Genomic DNA, 19,072 nt, shown 5'->3' with positions numbered 1-19,072 from the left:
CCTAAGACTGTGGGATGGTTATGGGCTTGGTAGTGACCGGTAGGAAAATCACTAACCACGGAGTGGGAATGTTGAATTAGGAATGATGAATGTTGAATGATGAATGATGAATGATGAATGATGAATTAGGACATTAACCCAATAACTTCCGAACGGCTTCTTTCATCACCTCAAAATTGCGGGAAATGGTGTAGCGCTGCTGAACGAGCTCAAAACCCTCATCACCCAGTTGTTTTCTCAGCGAAGAATCTTGGATCAATTCTCCCAGGTAGTACTCCCACTCTTTTCGATCCCTTGCCAAAAAACCGTTTTTTCCGTGGCTCACCACTTCCACATTCATTCCAACCGGAGAAGCCACCACGGGCAAGCCGCAGGCCATGTACTGGATCAACTTGTAGGCACACTTGCCCCGCTCCCATTTATTGTCGGGAAGGGGCATTATTCCGATATCCATCATCAGGATGGCCTCTACTTCGCCGGCCTCAGACCAGGAAATCCATTTTGTAGGAAAATCAAAATCTACAGGTTTTGCCGGTTCGGCATTGACAATCAACACTTCTATCTCAAATTTCTCTGCCAACCTTTTGAATAATGGCTTGAGCTTCAGCAAGTATTTCAAGGTCGTGGGTGACCCTATCCAACCGATGGTCACCGGCTTAGAATCCTGGGCATGGGCCTTTTTGCGGTAGCGGGTCGGCTGAATCACGGTAGGAAGCAGGGTTACGCTTTTCGCACCTGCCAGAATGGCCCGGTCCTGCAGGTAAGTATTTCCAGCAAAAACCATCCTGGAATGACGCATCACCCAATCGATCTTATCTCCCATCCAGGTACGAACCAGCCAATTTGGACTTTGATCGTAATTATGAAAAACGGCATCGTCATAGTCCACCACATAGCCCTTTCCGGACTTCTCCAGAATCCATTCCGCATAGGAAGGCAGGAAGGGAAAGGCTTCCTTTTCGATCCAGATCAACTCATATCGAAAGGCCGTAAGCAAAACACCCAACCTCCGAAAATAGCATCCCACTACATTCAAAATATTGGGTTTGCGATGCGCATACACCGCATTGAGGTACGCATCATTAAAAAAAGGGGACAGGGTCACCTCATAGCCGGCCTCTTTCCAGAGCGGTAAAAACTGATAGGTTCTCAGTCTGCTGCTCGCTCCCATTCGGGGGTATTTGGGGAGGAAGAGGGTTTTGGGCATTTCGGGATTGAGGGATGGGAGATTGAGGGATTGAGAGATTGAGGGATGAGAGATTGAGGGATTGAGGGATGAGAGATTGAGGGATGAGAGATGAGAGATTGAGAGATGAGAGATTGAGAGATGAGAGATTGAGAGATTAAGAGATTGGGGATTGAGGGATTACGTCTTCTTTAGGGATTTGATGTATTCTTGTTTTAAATAATATATAAATCCATTCAATACTCTAATGGCCTCTAATACTTGGGATTTCAGGTCAGAAAAAAGGTCTTTGGAGATGTATTTATCGTCTCTGGCTTCAATGAGGTGATCGAGGATTTCAGCCAAAGACCCTCGCGAATTGTAGTAAAATTTATTGGAATCCAAATAATGGAAACGCCCCCACCCTTCGGCAATGTTTGCAGTAGCTGATCTGGATGCTCTAAGAATTTGAGACTTTAGTTCAAACTGCTCGTATTTAGGCAATTTACAGATGACTTCCTCTTTGATTCTTCTCTTCAACTGATACGCCTTTTGCCAACAAATCAATTCTTCAAAACTGTCTGACTTTTCCATAGTTTTAAAAATTAATTAGGTTATGGATTGGGAGATGAGGGATTAAGAGATGAGAGATTAAGGGATTATGAAATGAGAGATTAAGAGATGAGAGATTAAGGGATGAGAGATTAAGGGATTATGAGATGAGAGATTAAGGGATTATCAGATGAGAGATTAAGGAATTAAGAGATGAGAGATTAAGGGATTATGAGATGAGAGATTAAGGGATTATGAGATGAGAGATTAAGGAATTAAGAGATGAGAGATTAAGGGATTAAGAGATGAGAGATTAAGGTCCCTTTCCCCTAGTCTCCTCTCTATTCTCTAGTTTCTAGTCTCTTATATCTATTCACTATTCACTAATCTCTTATCTCTGTTCTCTTATATCTATTCTCTATTCACTATTCTCTATTTTCTAGTCTCTTATCTCTGTTCCCAGCCCTGCAACCTGGCCCCAAGCTAAAAATGTCCCCCGGACATTTTCTTTACGCTTGGTCCTCCCTGTTACCTAATCTCTATTCTCTACTCTCTATTCTCTATTCCCTTATTTCCCTTTCCCTAATCTACTTGATTTTATAAACATGAATATCCCACGCGGAGGCTGGATGCTCGAATTTCTTCATAAAATCAAGGTTATCCTCATCCACCACAGGATCTGTCGATAGCATATAAAGGCAGCCCATTTCCTTCATTTTTTCATAGTTGTATTTGGGATGATCAATGATTTGGGTCTCTAGCCACTTCATCCGCATAAAATCATCCTTATGAATTTGATTGAACAGGTAGGCCTTATTTCCCCATCCTTTAAAGTGCCAATAAAGCCAATTTTCCCGGTCATCTTCTCCTAATTCATCTTTGATAATTTCGAAAAATTCATCTTTGTAGGCGAGTGAATAGTTGCCCGTATAGCCATCTATGGCATTCAAATTATTGTAGGAAGTGATTGCCGGATGAAAACCGAGGCTTGCGAGCTTGTATCCGCTTGGTGATTTTTCATCAAGAAAGCTCTTAATCAATTTAAACTGATCGACGGCATAAAACTCCCGATAAGTGGGGTATTTTTCGCCTACTCCCAGCAGGGGTTTAAGTACATAATTCTTTGCATTGTTGTCCAGTACCAATAGCTGATAGCCCAAAATCGTCAGCACCAGTGTCCAAGCCAGAAACTTTAATCTGGGCAGGCTAAACATATCATTCAGGATGAAACTACTTGCGAAAATCATTACCGGATAAATCAGAAAATAAAAGCGCTCAAAACTAAATTCTTTCATATTAAGTAAAAGCGGCACCCGTTCCACCAAGGGAATATAGGTAACTAATGCTGCCAGAAGGGCTATAGCATTTACACCTAAAAACAGCCAAAGTATGGGTCTGAAAACATTGCTTTTATTCCTTAAAAAGGTTGACCCTATCAAAAAGCCAGCAATGATCAGGTAAAAGAAGGGCGCTATGAAAGCAGCATGGGTATTTCCGAAAAAAAGGATTTCTGCCACTTTAGCCGGGATATCGTCATGATACCGTACAAAACTGTATATATCATATTCTACTCTGTGAGGGATAAACCAATTCCGCTGAAAAAAATAAACCAGCAGCAGACGGTAGCTAAAAACAGCATAGCAAAGACAGAGTCCTGCCAGGGCCCCCCAAAAGGGAAAATTGATTTTCTTTTCTTTTAGCAAATGATAAAGTCCACCTATTGAAAGGAAAACAATCACAAAAACCCCATTAAGATGGAGAATGGAATAAAAGCAGTAAAAGAAAATCAGGAAGCCATGGACAAGCTTAAACTTCTCCCCTTGACTTATTCGGTAAAAAATCAAAAATACGGTAGGTAAGAAGGCTAATCCAATACCGGCTTCCGGCCAAAACGGAATACTTGCCCACATTAGCGAAAACAGTGCTATACGACTATCTGGCTTTTTTTGTAAAAAATGGTCAAGTAAATGGTATCCCGAGCAATAGGCTAGGACATGAATGAGAAGCTTATTCAGTAGGACCGCCTGAAACGGTTCAAAGAAAAAGAATAGCCAGGTCTTGAGGAAAAACGCTGAAGCAAAAGAAGCTCTGGGCAGGTAATCCAACATACCTGGTATTGTGTAATCATTGGATTTCCAAAGTCCATTGTTATCAATAAGCAGTTTGTACCAAGGAATGACCAACTCAGTATAGTCCTGTGCATACCATACGCTGTCCTGCCCCATGATGATGTAGTGGGAAAAGAAGATTATCAGAAGCCCGAGTCCTATCCAAAAATCCCTTGAAAGAAAGAATTTACCCATCTTATATTTTAAGCCCTACTCTTGCCTTAGGGATTGGATAACAGGATTTAGGGAACAGTTAACCGGGAAAAGGTCTTGAGTGAACAGGCAAGGGGTTTTAGGGAACAGTTAACAGGGAAAAGTTTCCTAGTCTCCTCTATTCTCTAGTTTCTAGTCTCTTTTATCTATTCCCTATTTTCTATTCACTAATCTCTTATCTCTGCTCTCTTATATCTATTCTCTATTCACTAATCTCTAATCTCTGTCCCCTCATCTCTGTTCTCTTATATCTATTCCCAATTCCCTATTCTCTATTTTCTAGTCTCTTATCTCTGTTCCCAGCCCTGCAACCTGGCCCCAAGCTAAAACTGTCCCCCATACATTTTCTTTACGCTTGTTCCTCCCTGTTCCCTAATCTCTATTCACTGTCTTTTATCTCTTTCACGTCCTGATCCCTGTTCTCTAATCTCTACTCTCTGATCTCTATTCCCTGTTACCTAATCCCTAATCTCTATTCCCTTACTCTCGAATTCTCTGATTTCCCGACGGCCACCTTCTTCGCCTTAATCTCCTCCCGCTGCTGGTAGTACTTGATTTTTTCCTGTAACTTCTGAATGCGGAGCTTTTTGTTGTAAGCAATTAAAAAAAACACAAACAGCACAAAGTAAATCATGGTCATATTTTTCATGCGCATGATAATACCTAAATTACTAAGTGAACTTGCAAAGGCGATGGTAATCGGAACAAATGCAATTATACCTGCTTTTATGAATACTGGCATATCCCGAAGTGCTTCAGGAGTCCAGTTTCTAACAATAAAGAAAGTGAGGTATAGGTATAAAATATTCTCAAAACCACTTAAGAATGCTATGATATTATGGGCATCTATGAACAAGGGGCGGTACATATAGGTAAAAATTTTCATCAGTAAATTGTATCCTGAAGTATCAACAGACGACTTTGCTACACTTAAATATGCGGATTTTTTTGTCGCTAATGCATCTAACGTATCTATTGAAAAATCTTCTATCTCTAAGAATTCTAGCGCACCAACCGAAAGATATAGAGAGCCTGAAACTGCTAAAATTAAAAGTCCTACTTTATATGCTGCTTTAATTTCAGTACCCAATAAGATTGCTAATGTTGCAGCCATCAAAATACTCAAACCCATGTGGGGTCTCGCCATATAAACGAAAAATAAAGCAAATAATCCTTGCCACCATCGTAGCCTATAGTTCTGCACAGCGTACATAAACCATGCTATTCCCCAGAAACAAATCGTATCTTTTCCTACACCTGCTGTCCAAAAATGAAAGTTAGGGAAAAAGAAGATAGTAGGGAAAAGTGGTATTTGGAGCACTTTGTAATTAGTGGGAAAGAGCTCCGCTACCATTACAAAAAGATAGCGCATTCCTATAAAACCCAAAAAGCCATATAGGATATTCCCGGTGATATATTCCAATCCCAATACCTTGCTGGGATAAAAATTCATCCAAAGAATAAATGTCGTACTGGTTCCAAAAAACTCTCCCATGGATTCGAAATGGACAGGTACTTGCTGCATTAAGTACTTCCAATAACCATAAGAATCACCCCCTAAGTTTAATATATAAACAGTAAATACAACACTAAAAAATAAATGATAGGCTAAAAGTAGATTGAGTTTATTTGCATATTTATAAGGAAGCCCATGTTTGGCCACAATAGTCAAATTGGAATTGACCAAGGCTGCTATACAAATCCCTATGACTAGAACATCTAATACCACGCTATAAATTAAATAATAAAGTCATCTTAAAATAAACATTTTACATTCTATTTATTTAAGCAATTTTAATTTTGGTGCAGCTTGGTGTAAAAAGCTAACAACTCCTCAATATATTTCTCTACTGAAAACCGTCTTTGCACATCCTGCTTCCCTCTATCTCCTAAAGCAATTCTCTCTTCCTTGTTCATATCCAAAAACAACTGCATTTTTTCTTGCATGTCCTCCAAACTATAAGGGTCTATCAAATAGCCGGTATTCTCTTTGATAATTTCAGAAGGGCCACCAACTTTGGTAGCAATGCTAGGAAGCCCAAGCTGCATTGCCTCTGCCAAAGACAGGGAAAAACCCTCTGAAAAAGAAGGCAGAATAAAAGCATCAGCTGCCATCAAAAATGGGTTGACATTCGTTTGAAAACCTAAAAATTTGATTTGCTTCTCAACATTCAATGCTTTGGCAAGCCCCATCAATTTTTCTTTATCAGGGCCTTCCCCAATAATCCACATTTGAATATCTCTTTGTGGATTTGATTCAACAAGTTTGGCTATGGTTCTGATCAATCCATCTAGGTTTTTTACCGCTACCAATCGGCAAGTAGTCACAAAACAAAAGCCCAGTGCTGCCCTATTTGCGTTCAGTTCATTTAGTATAGGATTGATTTGCACTTGCTCATCTGCATTCAAGTCCAGCTTCGGCTTTCCCATGGGATAATAGATCACCTCAATTTTATCATCTGAGGCTTCTCCCAATTCGATTAATTTGTCTTTCACAGCCTGGGAAATCGCGATGACTTTATGGCTACACTTGTAGGTAAGGTTGAAGATTTTTTTCCAATAGGTATGATGATTTGGAAAACCAACCTCCTCGCCTATCCTTACAGGAACTCTTGCCAACCATGCTGCCCAAAGCCCGTGAAATACGCCCTCTCCATTGGAACAGTGAACCACATCAGGTTTTTCTTTTTTGAAAAGCTTAACCAATTTTCTAATCAATTTCAGATTAGGGATTTGGGGATTTTCGTTCATAACAATCACCCTGAAGCCCATATCGGATAATACCTTGCTGGTCTGACCACCTCTACCCAAGGCCATAAAAATCATATCCTCATTTGGATAGTTCAACATGCCATCGGCTGTCAACTCCATATGTCTTTCTACTCCACCGAAGTTCAGTTCTGTGATTATCCTAAAGATTTTCATTGTCTATTTGGGTATTCTATTTTTTTATTTGATCAGCCACAATTTTCTTTGAGATACATAAATAGTTTGTGGTCTTGAAAACTTCTAAATCCTCTGAATATTCCTCAATCGGAAACAACCCGTCCTTGACAATTCTGTAAATGCGGAATCCTGGTGAAAGCAGATAAAAAAAATCCTGAAAGTATGTCCGAGAATCTATATTACAACCCCCAAATTCAAATTGGATCACATGGATCTTTCCATCATCAAGCATTTGCTTTCCTCCTTTCAAAACAGCCAACTCATGTCCTTCTACATCGAGTTTCAAAAAATCAATCTCTGATATGCCATTTTCCTGACAAAAGGAATCTAAAGTCACGACCGCTACTTGTTCTGCTTCTTTGGTCTCTATTCCAAAGTGATCTAATTTCCGATCGTACAATGACGCCAATCCAGCTCCTTTCTCCGGATAATAAAGTGTCAATTGTGCAGCTGTTTCTCCCAAGGCCTTCTGATGAAGAAAAACCCGATCTTGATTTCCAACTTTCTTCTGCAACATTACAAAAGTATGTTTAGAAGGTTCAAAAGCATGGATGGTGGCCTTTTCTTGAAAAAGCTTTTTGAGCATCGTAGAATAATCCCCTTTGTTTGCTCCTACATCAAATAACATCAGGTGATTCTTACGCGAAAACAAAGATTTCACATGCTCAATCGCAATTCCCTCCCCACTGTCTTCTATATCCCATCCCCCACCCATATTCATTCCTGATAATCCCAAGTGATAGAGATACTGAAAAGTAGTCTGGTATTTCAGTTTCCCCTGATGCCTGCTTAATGCATATTTGAGAATTCGATTCAGTATCTTCATTTAAATGATGATCGCTTGTGGTTGATAAAAGGCTTTTTTGTCTTCATAGATTTTTTGGGCTACTTGGTCATTGTACCATTTTTTGGGTTGGATAATAATTTTATCTGGATTGGGATTTAATCTGGAAGCCCACCAACTGAAGGTGCTATTCGCGATAATTTGATGCTTGCAGGATTTCAAAAGGTCAAACTCCAAATAGTCCTGGTGTTCACATAAATCCTCAGCAAAGACTGCATCGCTTAAAAAATGCATATTGCTTTTGACCCAATCGGGATCATCTGAAAATACATAGAATATGGGATTATTTATCTTGTCTGTGAGTAGCTTGATAGCAGATTCGTAGTATGTGATTGGAGTCAAGCCAAAATATTGATTGTATTGGGTATTGCTAGCGTAATCTCCTCTTCTTATATGAATCCCAACCGAATCTACCGACTTGACTTGTTCTTTGTTTTTTAAATAGAACTTGCTGGTAAACCGTGGCTTTAACTCTAATTCTTGGGAAACATTTTCAACAAAGTCATCAAAATAAGCATTCCAAGTCCAGTAGCCTCTTAGATACAAATTCTTTGAGGATAGTAAATTCAGGAATTCATTCTGTGGTTCTTCAATAAAGTGATGATACAGTTTGATTGCTGAAATTTGATCCAACTTTTTCAAATATGGTTTTGATAAAAAATTGATCACCTTTCTGGGCAGGTGTTTAATCTTAACTTGGAATTTATCCAAAATAAAATCCCGCTCTCTAAATATGCTATAGGTATGAATATCTGACGCGATAAAGGTACCCCTTTCGTCTGCCAATTTTCTTCCATGTACATATTGGAAAATTTGATTGCCTAGTCCTCCTAAAAATTTAACGATGATCAAGACTATTGTAATTTAAATACCTTTACTACTTTTTTATAAAACCAAGGAAACTGATGCCCATGTGACTCATACCAAGAATATGCATCAGCCATCAATCTGGCAAGCCTCAACTGGAATAGAGCATTATTAAAATTAAATTTTCTTTTGGCTAATTCTTTTGTGACATCTTTCAAAATTTGGAATGGTGATCTGTAAATCAATTTATCTTTGGCTTCCTCAAAAACCTCAACATGATATACCGCACAGGAAAAAACCCCAAAAACTAACCGTTTGCAATAAGCTAAAGAGATCTTTTTTTGCTCTGTCAGGTGGTTAATGATTAATTGTGGTGCAGTACCGGCATACTTACCCAATTGGATGGCACAATATACAATCTGACTATCTCCACCTGAAGTCAACCCGCCCCCATTTCTACAAGTTGCGGTCATTTTGTTCTGTTTTACATTTTCCAGATACTTCTGGGCGACTTCTTTCTTTATAGCAAGTCCGGTCCCGGATGGGTACTTTATATTCCAAAATTTGGTGTTATCAAACAGCACTTCATCTTGATTCTTTTCCTGAAACAACCATGAATATAAGACCAACCAATCTGGAATTTTGGTTTCATATTCTACGGTAATCTTTCCAGGTCCCCAGGCCCAAACATGGGGATGCATTTGTATCAACTCCTGCAAGCCAATCAAATAATTGGAATCTATTTCATTGTCATCGTCCAAACACACAAAAAATTCTCCCTTGGTTTTTGAAAAAGCATTGAGAACGGAATAAATTTTTCCTTGTTTCTTTTCTTCCAAAATAGAAAAGGGTATTCTATTAAAATTAGGAAGTATTTCTTCCATCCAATTATTATTGCTGTTGTTATCTGAAATGATATATTCAACAATAGCGTCCCTAGGAATTTTAAGTTTTGAAATACTTTGGAGAATCCTTTTAATAAAATCTTTGTGAGGATTATAAGTGAATAAAATAATACTATACTTAATGGGCATCTATTCGAAAATTAAAATTCACCTCAAAATGATTTATCTTTTTCTTATGGCTTTCCATTTTGGTTATAATATTCAGCATTTTTTGATATTCCTTATGGGTAATGGAAAAGATTGATAAACCTGAATCATCTAGCTTCTGGATTTCCTCCTGTATAAATTCAGAATAATAATCTTGCCAATTTAGACCTATTATTTTTTTTAAACTTGAGTAATAGAATTGAGCTTTTAATGATTTAAATTCAGATTTATTCAAAATTCCTAATTTATAAATCGGGGTAATCAAATTATGAAATTGATTTTTACCGAAACTTTTTGAAGTAATCCTAAGCGTTTCCCATACCGTCTTATTAAAATACTTAATATAACTTGGTGGAATAAGGGTTTGCAATTCTTGAAGAAAGACCAAGAGGGAAGGATAATTTTCAGAAGCATATATCTTACTCATGGTATTGCTATTGTCTTTAATTTCACGCCAATACCAATCAATTGTATCTGCATTGATTTCAATTTTGGAGGCTTTGGTCAACGCTAAAAAATTAAAGGCAACATCTTGTAATCCGCTTAAGCTTTCATTCCATATTATTTGATAATTTTCCAAAAAAGACCTTTTATACATTACACTTTGAGATAACCACGGAGTCATTATTAAAATAAAGAATTTTAAAAAGTCATCTACTGCAAATAAAGGGGTTATAATAATATCTCTATCCAAAAGATCAGTTTCAAATCTTCTTCCATTGGACACCACAAAATCAGAATTATTTCGATTTAAAGAATTTACCCTAGCGTCCAACATATTTAAAGCCATAACATCATCCGAGTCAAACCATTGGATATATTCACCTTTGGATAAGGTGAATGCATAATTTCTACAAGTGTTCCCCCCTTTTGGCAAAGAATCAGGACGTTTGAAGATTTGGATCCTATTATCCCTTTTGACAAAACCATCTAAAATGACCCAAGAGTTATCAGTGCTGTGGTCATCTACAACAATACATTCCCAATTCCTATAAGTTTGAGCAAGGACAGAGTTTAAGGTTTCTGTAAGATAAAATCCTTTATTAAAGTTTGGGATTAGTATGGATATCAAAGGATTCATTTAGGTAATTGTGACCTGTCTTCTTATTTATTTCTATAGATTTTTTTAATTCCGATTGCATTTTAATTAGGTGGAACCTGAACTTTATGAGTTTCAAAACTCTTCGAATTTTAAAATCAAGCATTGAATAAAAAATAAAGGAATCTAGTTCTCTTTTTTGCTTTTTGAATTCTAATTTAAAATCTTTATTAATATCTGCTAGTTTGGGCTTTACAACCCTGTCAAATATTTCCAAATCTTGAAACAAAAAGGGATAAGAGAATTCCTGACTTCTATCATGATAAACAATGCTTTCTGGTACAACCCCAATTTTAAGACCATGATAAAGCACCCTTTGGCAATAATTGTCATCTTCTCCGTAATGAAAAAATATGGGATCAAACCCTCCAATCTTTTTTAAAGTAGAAATAGGAAGCAACCAAGCAGCCGCATTTACAAAAGGAAGTTCATACACCTCCTTTTTGCTACTTTCCAAAAGGATATCTGAAATCAAACCTTTACAATGCATCTCACTGATATAATTTGAAAAATTCAGATCAATTTTTGTCCCATCACCATTTAGATGAATAGGACTTAAAATTCCAAAATCAGTATGGGTTTCAGAAACCTTAATTAAATTTTCGATGGTATCTTCTTTAATAAAAGTATCTTGGTTTAATAAAAACACATAGTCATAATCATTATCTAAAGCATACTTCAAACCAATATTATTAGCTTGACCAAAACCTAAATTAATCTTATTTTGAATTAAAACTATTTCTGGAAATTCTAACTTTATTTTATTAATAGTATTGTCGGAAGATAAATTATCGATAGATAAAACATCAATCAACAATGAAGAATTACTAATAAATTTTAAACAATTGTATATCCAAGTTGAACCATTATATGTAACTACTATAGCTAGAATTTTTTTTATCATACTATCTAAAAAATCTAAAAATTCTCTTTAATCGCTCAGTGGTCTTAATTACTCTTGAATTTTCTACAAGTTCCATTAAACCTTTCAGTCGGTTATTTTCAAAAAACAGTGGCCCCATTTGAAACAAAACCTCCCCTGTTGATAAAAATGATTTTATTAAACTTGTATCATTTTTAAGATCTTCAATCAGACGAGCTCCATTTCCTTTATCATTTAAACTTAAGACCCCAAGGCCATTTGAATGATAAAAACTAATATTGATTGGATATTTGGTAATTATCTCCTTCCAGTATTGATTCACTCCGAAATCATCTCTAAACACACTTATATCATGAAATAAAACAACAGCATCAGACTTTAATTTGGGCAACCATGTTTCAAAATCGTTTTTAACCGCATCATAGGTATGTAAACCATCAATGTGTAATAAGTCAATTGATTGATCTCCAAATTGACTTACAGCGAAATTAAAATCTTCTCTAATTAAATTAGCTATATCACTATAATTAAGTTGGGCATATTTTTTTACATCCTCATAAATCGAATTGGAATAAAAACCAGCATGTTTATCTCCTTCCCAAAGATCAATGGCATAAACTTTTCCATTAATCTTATTAAGTTTCATACTTTGACAAAATGAAAAGAAAGAATTACCTTTGTGAGTTCCTAATTCAACAACAACTTCCGGACGAAGATTTTCAACTAGCCATATAGCAAAAGGAATGTGCCCTACCCATGCTAATGGTTCAAGCATTCTACAAGGAAGATATAATTTATCAAAAGTGAAAAGGTTGATTTGGTCCATATCAGTTAATTTTTTAATGTGGGGTATTCTTTTATAAAACTTATTTTCCATCCAGTTCAAATCTAAAATTTTCAAACCTTGAAATTTATTCTTCCATATTACATATGGTAGTGATATTTGATCCCGACGACTACCCAATACAATCTCCTCCCACCAAGAAGTGCAAAGCTTTTGTACCGCAGATACATTTTTTCTAAAAATAACTGAACATGCTAATAGACCATTATGCGCTGGATAACCTTCCATTTGATATTTCCCTAACTGATTAATAATAATTTCAGGATCGTCTTTTTTTTGCTTGATACAAGCCTCCCCTTCGTCATATAAGCAATTTCTAAAAGGATGTTTTATTAAACTTAATAAAACCTTATCATTATGGATAGCTTCTTCAAATATTGACTCAATAGATACCTTAAATTTAATATTTCCATCAAAATAAATGGATAAATCATGTGGGGGTAATACCAAGTGAGACATTACCTTGTAATAGCGATTTTCTCTAGTTGAATCCTTAAATTTACGCTCGACCAATATCACATCAAAAAAATCGGATTTTACTTTTGGATTATCTGTAAAACATATCATTTTTACATTAATATTCAAATCGGGTGATATTTCAGGAATGATCAATTCGTCATAATCATTGAATATTGCAGTATAATAAATAGTTGACATATTATTAATATTTTTTAGCCCATATTGCAACTTGTAAATCCTGCTGTAATTTTATATGGTCATTAAATAATGGAGCCTTATTAGTATACTCTCCTTCTATATAATATCTAAAATTAGCTTTTTCAAGTGCTGCTAGAAATAATGACAGCTTTTGTGGCCTATTAATAAAAGAGTGATATTCGATAAATAAATTATTGATGTTTAATAGGTTATTTTCAATTTGATCTAAAATATTAATTTCTTCACCTTCAATATCAATTTTTAAAAAATCTATTTCTTCCTTTAAAAAAATATCTAACCTTACTGTATTTACTTCATATTTTTTATGTAAAGCCTTTTCTAAAAATAAGGATCCAGATGCTGCATCATTATCAGTAAATTCCTGTTTGCCTGATTTTGTGGAAACAGCAGCGTTTACCAGGTTTACATTCTCGAATAAATTATTTTCAATATTAAATTTCAAAGCCTTAAAATTCATTTTAGAAGGTTCAAATGCAACTATTTCTGCATTTGGAAAAATTTTCTTCCAATATAAAACAGCCATTCCAATGTTTGATCCACAATCTATTATTTTTGGTCTATTATTTTTCGATTTGAACTTATAGATTTCTTTTTCAAAAATATGGTTATATAGAATAGGAACCATTTTTTCATTTGGAGAAATAATTGTTTTTCCCTCCAAATTAAATGAATAAAAATTAGGAAAATGATCTTTACCTTTTATCTGATTGAAGTTTCCAAAAGGAAATTCATCTTTATTTTCAACTTTTAGAAGTGTTTTTTTTAATTTTTTATATACTTTATTGAATAAATTTAGCATTGATAATAAACTTTTTTTTATAACCTAATTACCAGATTATTTAGATAAAAACTATTGATGAAATTGTTGAACTTCGATTATTTAAAAGCTTATCTAACTCTGAAATTCATCAGTAAAATCGAAATATAGAATTGGTGATGCACCAACAAATTCTTCAGTAACGCAAATTATTTTCAGACAATTTCTTATACCATAAAGGGTAGTACCTCTCTTAATTTTTTCATCTGTTTCGAAAATATGTATTGTTAAACCATATTCACCCGCATTTAATTGAAGCTTTTCTAAATCAATTTTCAAAGAAATTAAATTATTTATATTATAATCATAAAATTTTTTAGTAGTTAATTGAGAAATTAATTTCTGATCTTTGTCTGTTATAAAAAAAATAACTCTGTGTGCTACTTTTTTTGAAATATAATAAGTCAATTTTAATGATAATTTTTCTTTTGGAGATACTCGGATCTCTCCACCTGATATTTTTTTTAAATCTAAAATTAATTTATTTTGTTTAGTTTGGATTTCAAGTTCTTCTACTATTGCATCCATATTACCTTCTGTAGTTGTCAAAGGTCCTTGAAAAACTGAATAATAACTTTCGATAATATCAACTATACTACTGGATTTTTTTTTAAGAATTCCAGTGTGAAGATGTAAACCTTCAGTACATACTTTAGCAATTTGAGGCATTGAATGACTTACAAAAATTACTGCAGAATTTTTTAAAATTTTAAAAATCTCATTATAACATTTAATCTTAAATCCAGCATCTCCAACTGCTAATACCTCATCAACTAATAGAATATCTAGCTCCATTTGGGATGCTACAGCAAAACCTAGGCGAACTTTCATTCCTGAACTATAATTTTGAACAGGAGAATCGATAAAGTCTTCCAGTTCGGAAAAAGCAACTATTTCATCAAACTTACGATCAATCTCGGCTTTAGAAAAACCCAGCACAGCACCGTTATTATAGACATTTTCTCTTCCCGTCAATACGGGATTAAATCCAGCCCCCAATTCTATCAAAGCCCCAACTTTTCCTTTCATTTCTATTCTACCTTCATCAGGACGAATCAGTCCGTTGAGCATTTTGAGAAGCGTGCTTTTCCCAGCACCATTATGGCCGATTAAACCTAAGCATTCTCCACGCCTTACCTTAAAGCTTACATTCTTTACAGCCCAGAATTCGTCTTTCCGAAGCTTATCAGGATTCTTGATTCCTAATACGGAGCGAGAAATATCTCCTAATCCATAATAAAGGCTTCTTTTTAAGCTTTTACAGAACTTTTTAGAAACTCCCTCTACTTTGATCAATACTTCATTTTCCATATTATGAACCGCTCCTTTCGATAATCATGGGCATGGCTACCTTTACAGCCAATAAAGAAAAAACAAATACAATGAAAACTATCCCGCTCCAAATATACATGGGCCCGATTAAGGTGAAATCATACCCACCCAAATTGCTCCGTGTAAATTCTAAGAATGGGGTTACAGGATTATAGTCTTGAAGTAAAGCTAACTTCCCTCCTTCTCTTAAAGGATAAATCACAGGACTCAGATACATTGCAAAAGGTAGAATCAAAGGAAGCCCCTTACCGATATCGTTGTAAAGCAAACCCAAAGGTGATAATAAAAGACCCAAGCTAATGCCAGTCATCAACAAGCCAAAAATCCCGATGAATGCAAAAATCCAATCAAAGGTAGGAGGATAGCCCAATACCCAAAGCAATGGAATCAATGCCAAAAGTTTTAAGAATAAGCTAAATAGTTGATCGTAAATAGATGCTAAAATCAAAGCTTCTCTAGGAAAATTCAACTTGCTCATCATACTCATCGCTCCCTGAAATCTTTGGATAGGTTTGTTCAGTGCCTCAGCAAAAAAACTCCAAAGTATAGTTCCACATAGGGTAAAGGCAGCGTAATTCATGGGAGCACCACTGATATTTACTACATTTTGGCTATTTAAAAAAATCCAGATCCCTGCAATAAAGAAAGGTGGTATAAACAACCAAATAACCCCAAGGAATGATTTTGTGTATCCTGCTTTCAAATCTCTGACAAATAACCTCCACGCAAGTTCCCTTCCTTCTTTGAAACCCATGATGATTTCTCTGAATAATTGAAGAAGAGAATATTTATTTTGAGGAGAGTAAACCTTTACTATCATGTGTTTAAATTATAACCAACTTTTTGCCCATCTTTTTTTATAATGTATGCTGGTATACCCACTACTGTACAATTATCGGGAATATCTTTTAGTACAACAGCATTGGCACCTATTTTTACATTATTTCCGACTTGAATATCTCCTAAAACTTTTGCTCCTGCAGATACTCTAACCTGATCTCCCAAGGTAGGTGTTTTACCTGATTCTGTATAACCTATGGTGACTTGTTGATTGATAAAGCAATCTTTTCCAATTTTTTTGGCAGCAATTATGGTGGCAAATCCGTGTTGGATATATAAGCCTGGCCCTATTTCAGGTGTTGCTAGGAATAAAGTTGAACATTTTCTACACAAAATATTTAAAAGAATGGCTTTTGCACCTATTCTATAATAAAACAAATTCCTAAATTCCGGATAAATATTTAACAGTTGAAAAAATGAATTGGTTAGTTTATAATTTATATTTTTATGCTTACACCAAACCTCAATATCGTATTCTATTACAGCTTTATTTTTATCCATTTTCCAAATCACTAAATGGGGAATACACCTTAAATGGCGTAAAAGTGAGAATATTTTTATCAAAATATTAATCATCTTATAACCGATAAAATCTATTAAAAATTTTTCAATACTAACATTTTATTTCTTATTTTCAATAACATAGAATATGCCAATGGGCTTAAAAATAGAATGAATTCTAATATTCCAAATTTAACTCCCTCCTCCATTAAAAATTTATGATAAAATTTTATATTATTATCATAGGGCTGTCTCACTGCCAATTCATGTGCCGTGTATTTCAAATACCCAATCCTGGAAATTTTGTCAATACTCTTGCTTTTATACTTCTGATAAAAATAGAGACAATCCGCATAGTTCACTTTTTTTAGATGATTATCCTCCCAGTTTACGATTACATCCTTTGATGGGAAAAACGACCAAGGCACCAACTCACCAACTTCTATAAAATAGGCAAAGTCCTCATGAAATCGGATGGCCTCTGGAAATGCTACTTGCTTGGCGATTTCGGATTTAACCAACAAAGTGGATGTCTGGGCAAAACTGTCACCATTGATGGTAAAATCAAAAATACTTTCACCTTTTCTAATGGGTCGGGATTCCCTAAAATATTTACCCTTTTGAACCACTACCCAAGCGCCAGAGTAGATTGCTTTGGCATTTGTCTCTTGGATAAAAGTGTAAGCATTTAGTAAGCGGTCGATTGACCATTCATCATCCGCATCCAAGAAAGCAATGTATAGCCCTGATGAGTTTTCCACCCCGATATTACGACAAGGACTTGGTCCCTTAGTTCTATTTTCAGGACGCTGATCAATCTTGATTCGGCTTTCTGTTACAGCCACATCATTCAAAATCTCCCAAGTTTGATCCGTCGAACCATCATCCACCATCACCAACTCCCAATCCTCAAAACTTTGCTCCCTCACCATTTCAACAGTTTGCCTGATAAACTCAGCACAGTTGAAGGTGGGGATGACGATGGAGAAATAAGGCTTTATTGGAGACACAAGATTTAAGACTGAGTAGGTGAGACCTTTGAGGTTTTTTTTTAAACCTCGAAGGTCTTTTTTTAAACCTCGAAGGTCTTTTTTACTACCTAAATTTATCCAATAATTAAAGAATGTCCTGTTTTGTAGGCCGATTTAAAAGATTTATCATTTCCGGTTTGATAGCCAAGACCTTCGGGGTTTTAAAAACCCCAAAGGACTTTAGAACTTAGGCTTAATCCCCTTTACTCTAAATTCCTCAATCAGATCCAAATACACCTGCTCCTGTTTAGCCGCAAGGGTTTTGATATCGAATTTTTTGACTCCTAAGTCATAGGCTTTTTGGGCCAGTTGTTTGCCAAGTTCAGGGTTTTCTAAAAGTATTTCAGTTTTTTCGACCAGGCTTGGGATATCTCCCCGTTTGCAGATCAGGGCATTTTCTCCGTTAACAAGATTTTCAGTGATAGAGGGAATATTGGTGGAGATAATTGGAAGTTTGCAGACCATAGCTTCAATCACCACACCTGGTGAACCCTCAAAGTGCGTAGGAAACCAAAAGATATCACAGGCTTTTAAGATTTGGGGCATATCCAAACGGGATCCCATAAATTTGATTCTATTACCCTTTTTCATGTGCTTAGCTCTTTCTTGATAATGGGCAAAGTCATAGCCATTTCCAACCACAATCAGGTAGAGGTTAGTATACTTTTCCGCCAGAATTTCAAAAGCTCCAAACATCTCTTCAAAACCCTTGCTCCTGACCACACGGGAATTGGACACCAAAAAAACATCTTCTTCCTGATATTCAGGAACAATAGACTTTTTATCCAAGGGCTTGGCATTATGATAGAAATCCATATCCCGCCCATTCTGCACCACCACCATTCGATCAACGGGAAGGTTTAGATAGCGGCTATTGGGTTCCAGGATACATTCTGCTACGGAAATATATTTATCTGCCCGTTTAGCAGTGAGCATATCTACCATCCTATACAATTCAAGTTTCAGAATTTCCTTCTTACTAAAAAGAGCGTAGCGTTCTTTGCTGTACGTATCATTCAACAAGGAACAGATTAAAGGAATCTTGAATTTGGGTACCGCTAGGCGACAGATAATTTCAGTATTGTAGTGGGTAGCATGGACAGCGTGAGGCTTTTCCTTACGGATCAGAGCATTCAATTTTTGGATGGCTTCACCAATCCCAAAACGTTTTTGGATATCAAAAAACACCAATGGAATAAGGTCTTTCTCAAATTCTTTTTGCAGGCCGTTGGCGGCTTTGTATAATACACAGACAATTGGATCTGTATGCTTTAAGTTTTTCACTACTTCATAAATAGATAGCTCAGCTCCACCTACTGAAATGGTGTCAATCACAAAAAGTACTTTCTTTTTCAAATTA

General features: G+C 35.8%; 17 protein-coding genes. All 17 read right to left on the bottom strand.

All coding sequences use genetic code 11. From position 1 onward, the window contains the following. Positions 1-133: 133 nt before the first annotated feature. Entirely contained in the window at positions 134-1,207 is a 1,074-nt protein-coding gene (locus tag C4S61_RS19720; protein WP_103926506.1) for a glycosyltransferase, read from the bottom strand. Between the two features lie 159 nt (positions 1,208-1,366). Beyond that, positions 1,367-1,759, bottom strand: a complete 393-nt coding sequence (locus C4S61_RS19715; RefSeq protein WP_103926505.1) for a four helix bundle protein — start codon at positions 1,757-1,759, stop codon at positions 1,367-1,369. A gap of 545 nt (positions 1,760-2,304) precedes the next feature. Continuing rightward, entirely contained in the window at positions 2,305-4,020 is a 1,716-nt protein-coding gene (locus C4S61_RS19710; protein ID WP_103926504.1) for a DUF6044 family protein, read from the bottom strand. A gap of 490 nt (positions 4,021-4,510) precedes the next feature. Next, positions 4,511-5,767, bottom strand: a complete 1,257-nt coding sequence (locus C4S61_RS19700; protein WP_235010125.1) for a hypothetical protein — start codon at positions 5,765-5,767, stop codon at positions 4,511-4,513. Positions 5,768-5,832: 65 nt separating this feature from the next. After that, positions 5,833-6,963 (bottom strand): glycosyltransferase, encoded by a 1,131-nt coding sequence (locus C4S61_RS19695; protein ID WP_103926503.1) that lies wholly within the window; start codon positions 6,961-6,963, stop codon positions 5,833-5,835. Positions 6,964-6,979: 16 nt separating this feature from the next. Beyond that, entirely contained in the window at positions 6,980-7,810 is an 831-nt protein-coding gene (locus C4S61_RS19690; protein WP_103926502.1) for an FkbM family methyltransferase, read from the bottom strand. Continuing rightward, entirely contained in the window at positions 7,811-8,680 is an 870-nt protein-coding gene (locus C4S61_RS19685) for an alpha-1,2-fucosyltransferase (RefSeq protein WP_160111284.1), read from the bottom strand. Between the two features lie 2 nt (positions 8,681-8,682). Next, positions 8,683-9,669: a glycosyltransferase gene (locus C4S61_RS19680; protein ID WP_103926500.1), complete on the bottom strand. Its 987-nt coding sequence runs from the start codon at positions 9,667-9,669 to the stop codon at positions 8,683-8,685. Beyond that, a complete protein-coding gene (locus tag C4S61_RS19675; protein ID WP_103926499.1) occupies positions 9,659-10,768 on the bottom strand; it encodes a glycosyltransferase family 2 protein in 1,110 nt (369 codons plus the stop codon). Before C4S61_RS19675 ends, C4S61_RS19680 begins: the two co-directional genes overlap by 11 nt. Beyond that, on the bottom strand, positions 10,731-11,690 hold the full coding sequence (locus C4S61_RS19670) for a glycosyltransferase family 2 protein (protein WP_103926498.1): 960 nt from the start codon (positions 11,688-11,690) through the stop codon (positions 10,731-10,733). The genes C4S61_RS19675 and C4S61_RS19670 overlap by 38 nt, the downstream gene beginning before the upstream one ends. Before the next feature lies 1 nt (position 11,691). Next, a complete protein-coding gene (locus C4S61_RS19665) occupies positions 11,692-13,170 on the bottom strand; it encodes a class I SAM-dependent methyltransferase (protein ID WP_103926497.1) in 1,479 nt (492 codons plus the stop codon). Positions 13,171-13,174: 4 nt separating this feature from the next. Beyond that, positions 13,175-13,990 carry an FkbM family methyltransferase gene (locus tag C4S61_RS19660; protein ID WP_103926496.1) on the bottom strand — a complete coding sequence of 272 codons (816 nt, stop codon included), beginning with the start codon at positions 13,988-13,990 and terminating at the stop codon, positions 13,175-13,177. A 93-nt stretch (positions 13,991-14,083) separates the two neighbouring features. Continuing rightward, positions 14,084-15,319, bottom strand: coding sequence for an ABC transporter ATP-binding protein (locus tag C4S61_RS19655; protein WP_103926495.1), 1,236 nt, complete (start codon positions 15,317-15,319; stop codon positions 14,084-14,086). Position 15,320: 1 nt separating this feature from the next. Continuing rightward, positions 15,321-16,160, bottom strand: coding sequence for an ABC transporter permease (locus tag C4S61_RS19650; protein WP_103926494.1), 840 nt, complete (start codon positions 16,158-16,160; stop codon positions 15,321-15,323). After that, positions 16,157-16,681: a serine O-acetyltransferase gene (locus C4S61_RS19645; protein WP_200820621.1), complete on the bottom strand. Its 525-nt coding sequence runs from the start codon at positions 16,679-16,681 to the stop codon at positions 16,157-16,159. The genes C4S61_RS19650 and C4S61_RS19645 overlap by 4 nt, the downstream gene beginning before the upstream one ends. Before the next feature lie 95 nt (positions 16,682-16,776). Continuing rightward, on the bottom strand, positions 16,777-17,691 hold the full coding sequence (locus tag C4S61_RS19640; RefSeq protein WP_160111283.1) for a glycosyltransferase family 2 protein: 915 nt from the start codon (positions 17,689-17,691) through the stop codon (positions 16,777-16,779). 201 nt (positions 17,692-17,892) lie between these two features. Next, positions 17,893-19,068, bottom strand: a complete 1,176-nt coding sequence (locus C4S61_RS19635; RefSeq protein WP_103926491.1) for a glycosyltransferase family 4 protein — start codon at positions 19,066-19,068, stop codon at positions 17,893-17,895. Positions 19,069-19,072 lie beyond the last annotated feature (4 nt).

The organism is Algoriphagus boritolerans DSM 17298 = JCM 18970 (assembly GCF_900108085.1).
GTDB classification, from domain to species: Bacteria; Bacteroidota; Bacteroidia; order Cytophagales; family Cyclobacteriaceae; genus Algoriphagus; species Algoriphagus boritolerans.
The sequence above is the reverse complement of the archived record's forward strand: the minus strand, read 5'-3'. Positions and strand labels throughout refer to the sequence as shown.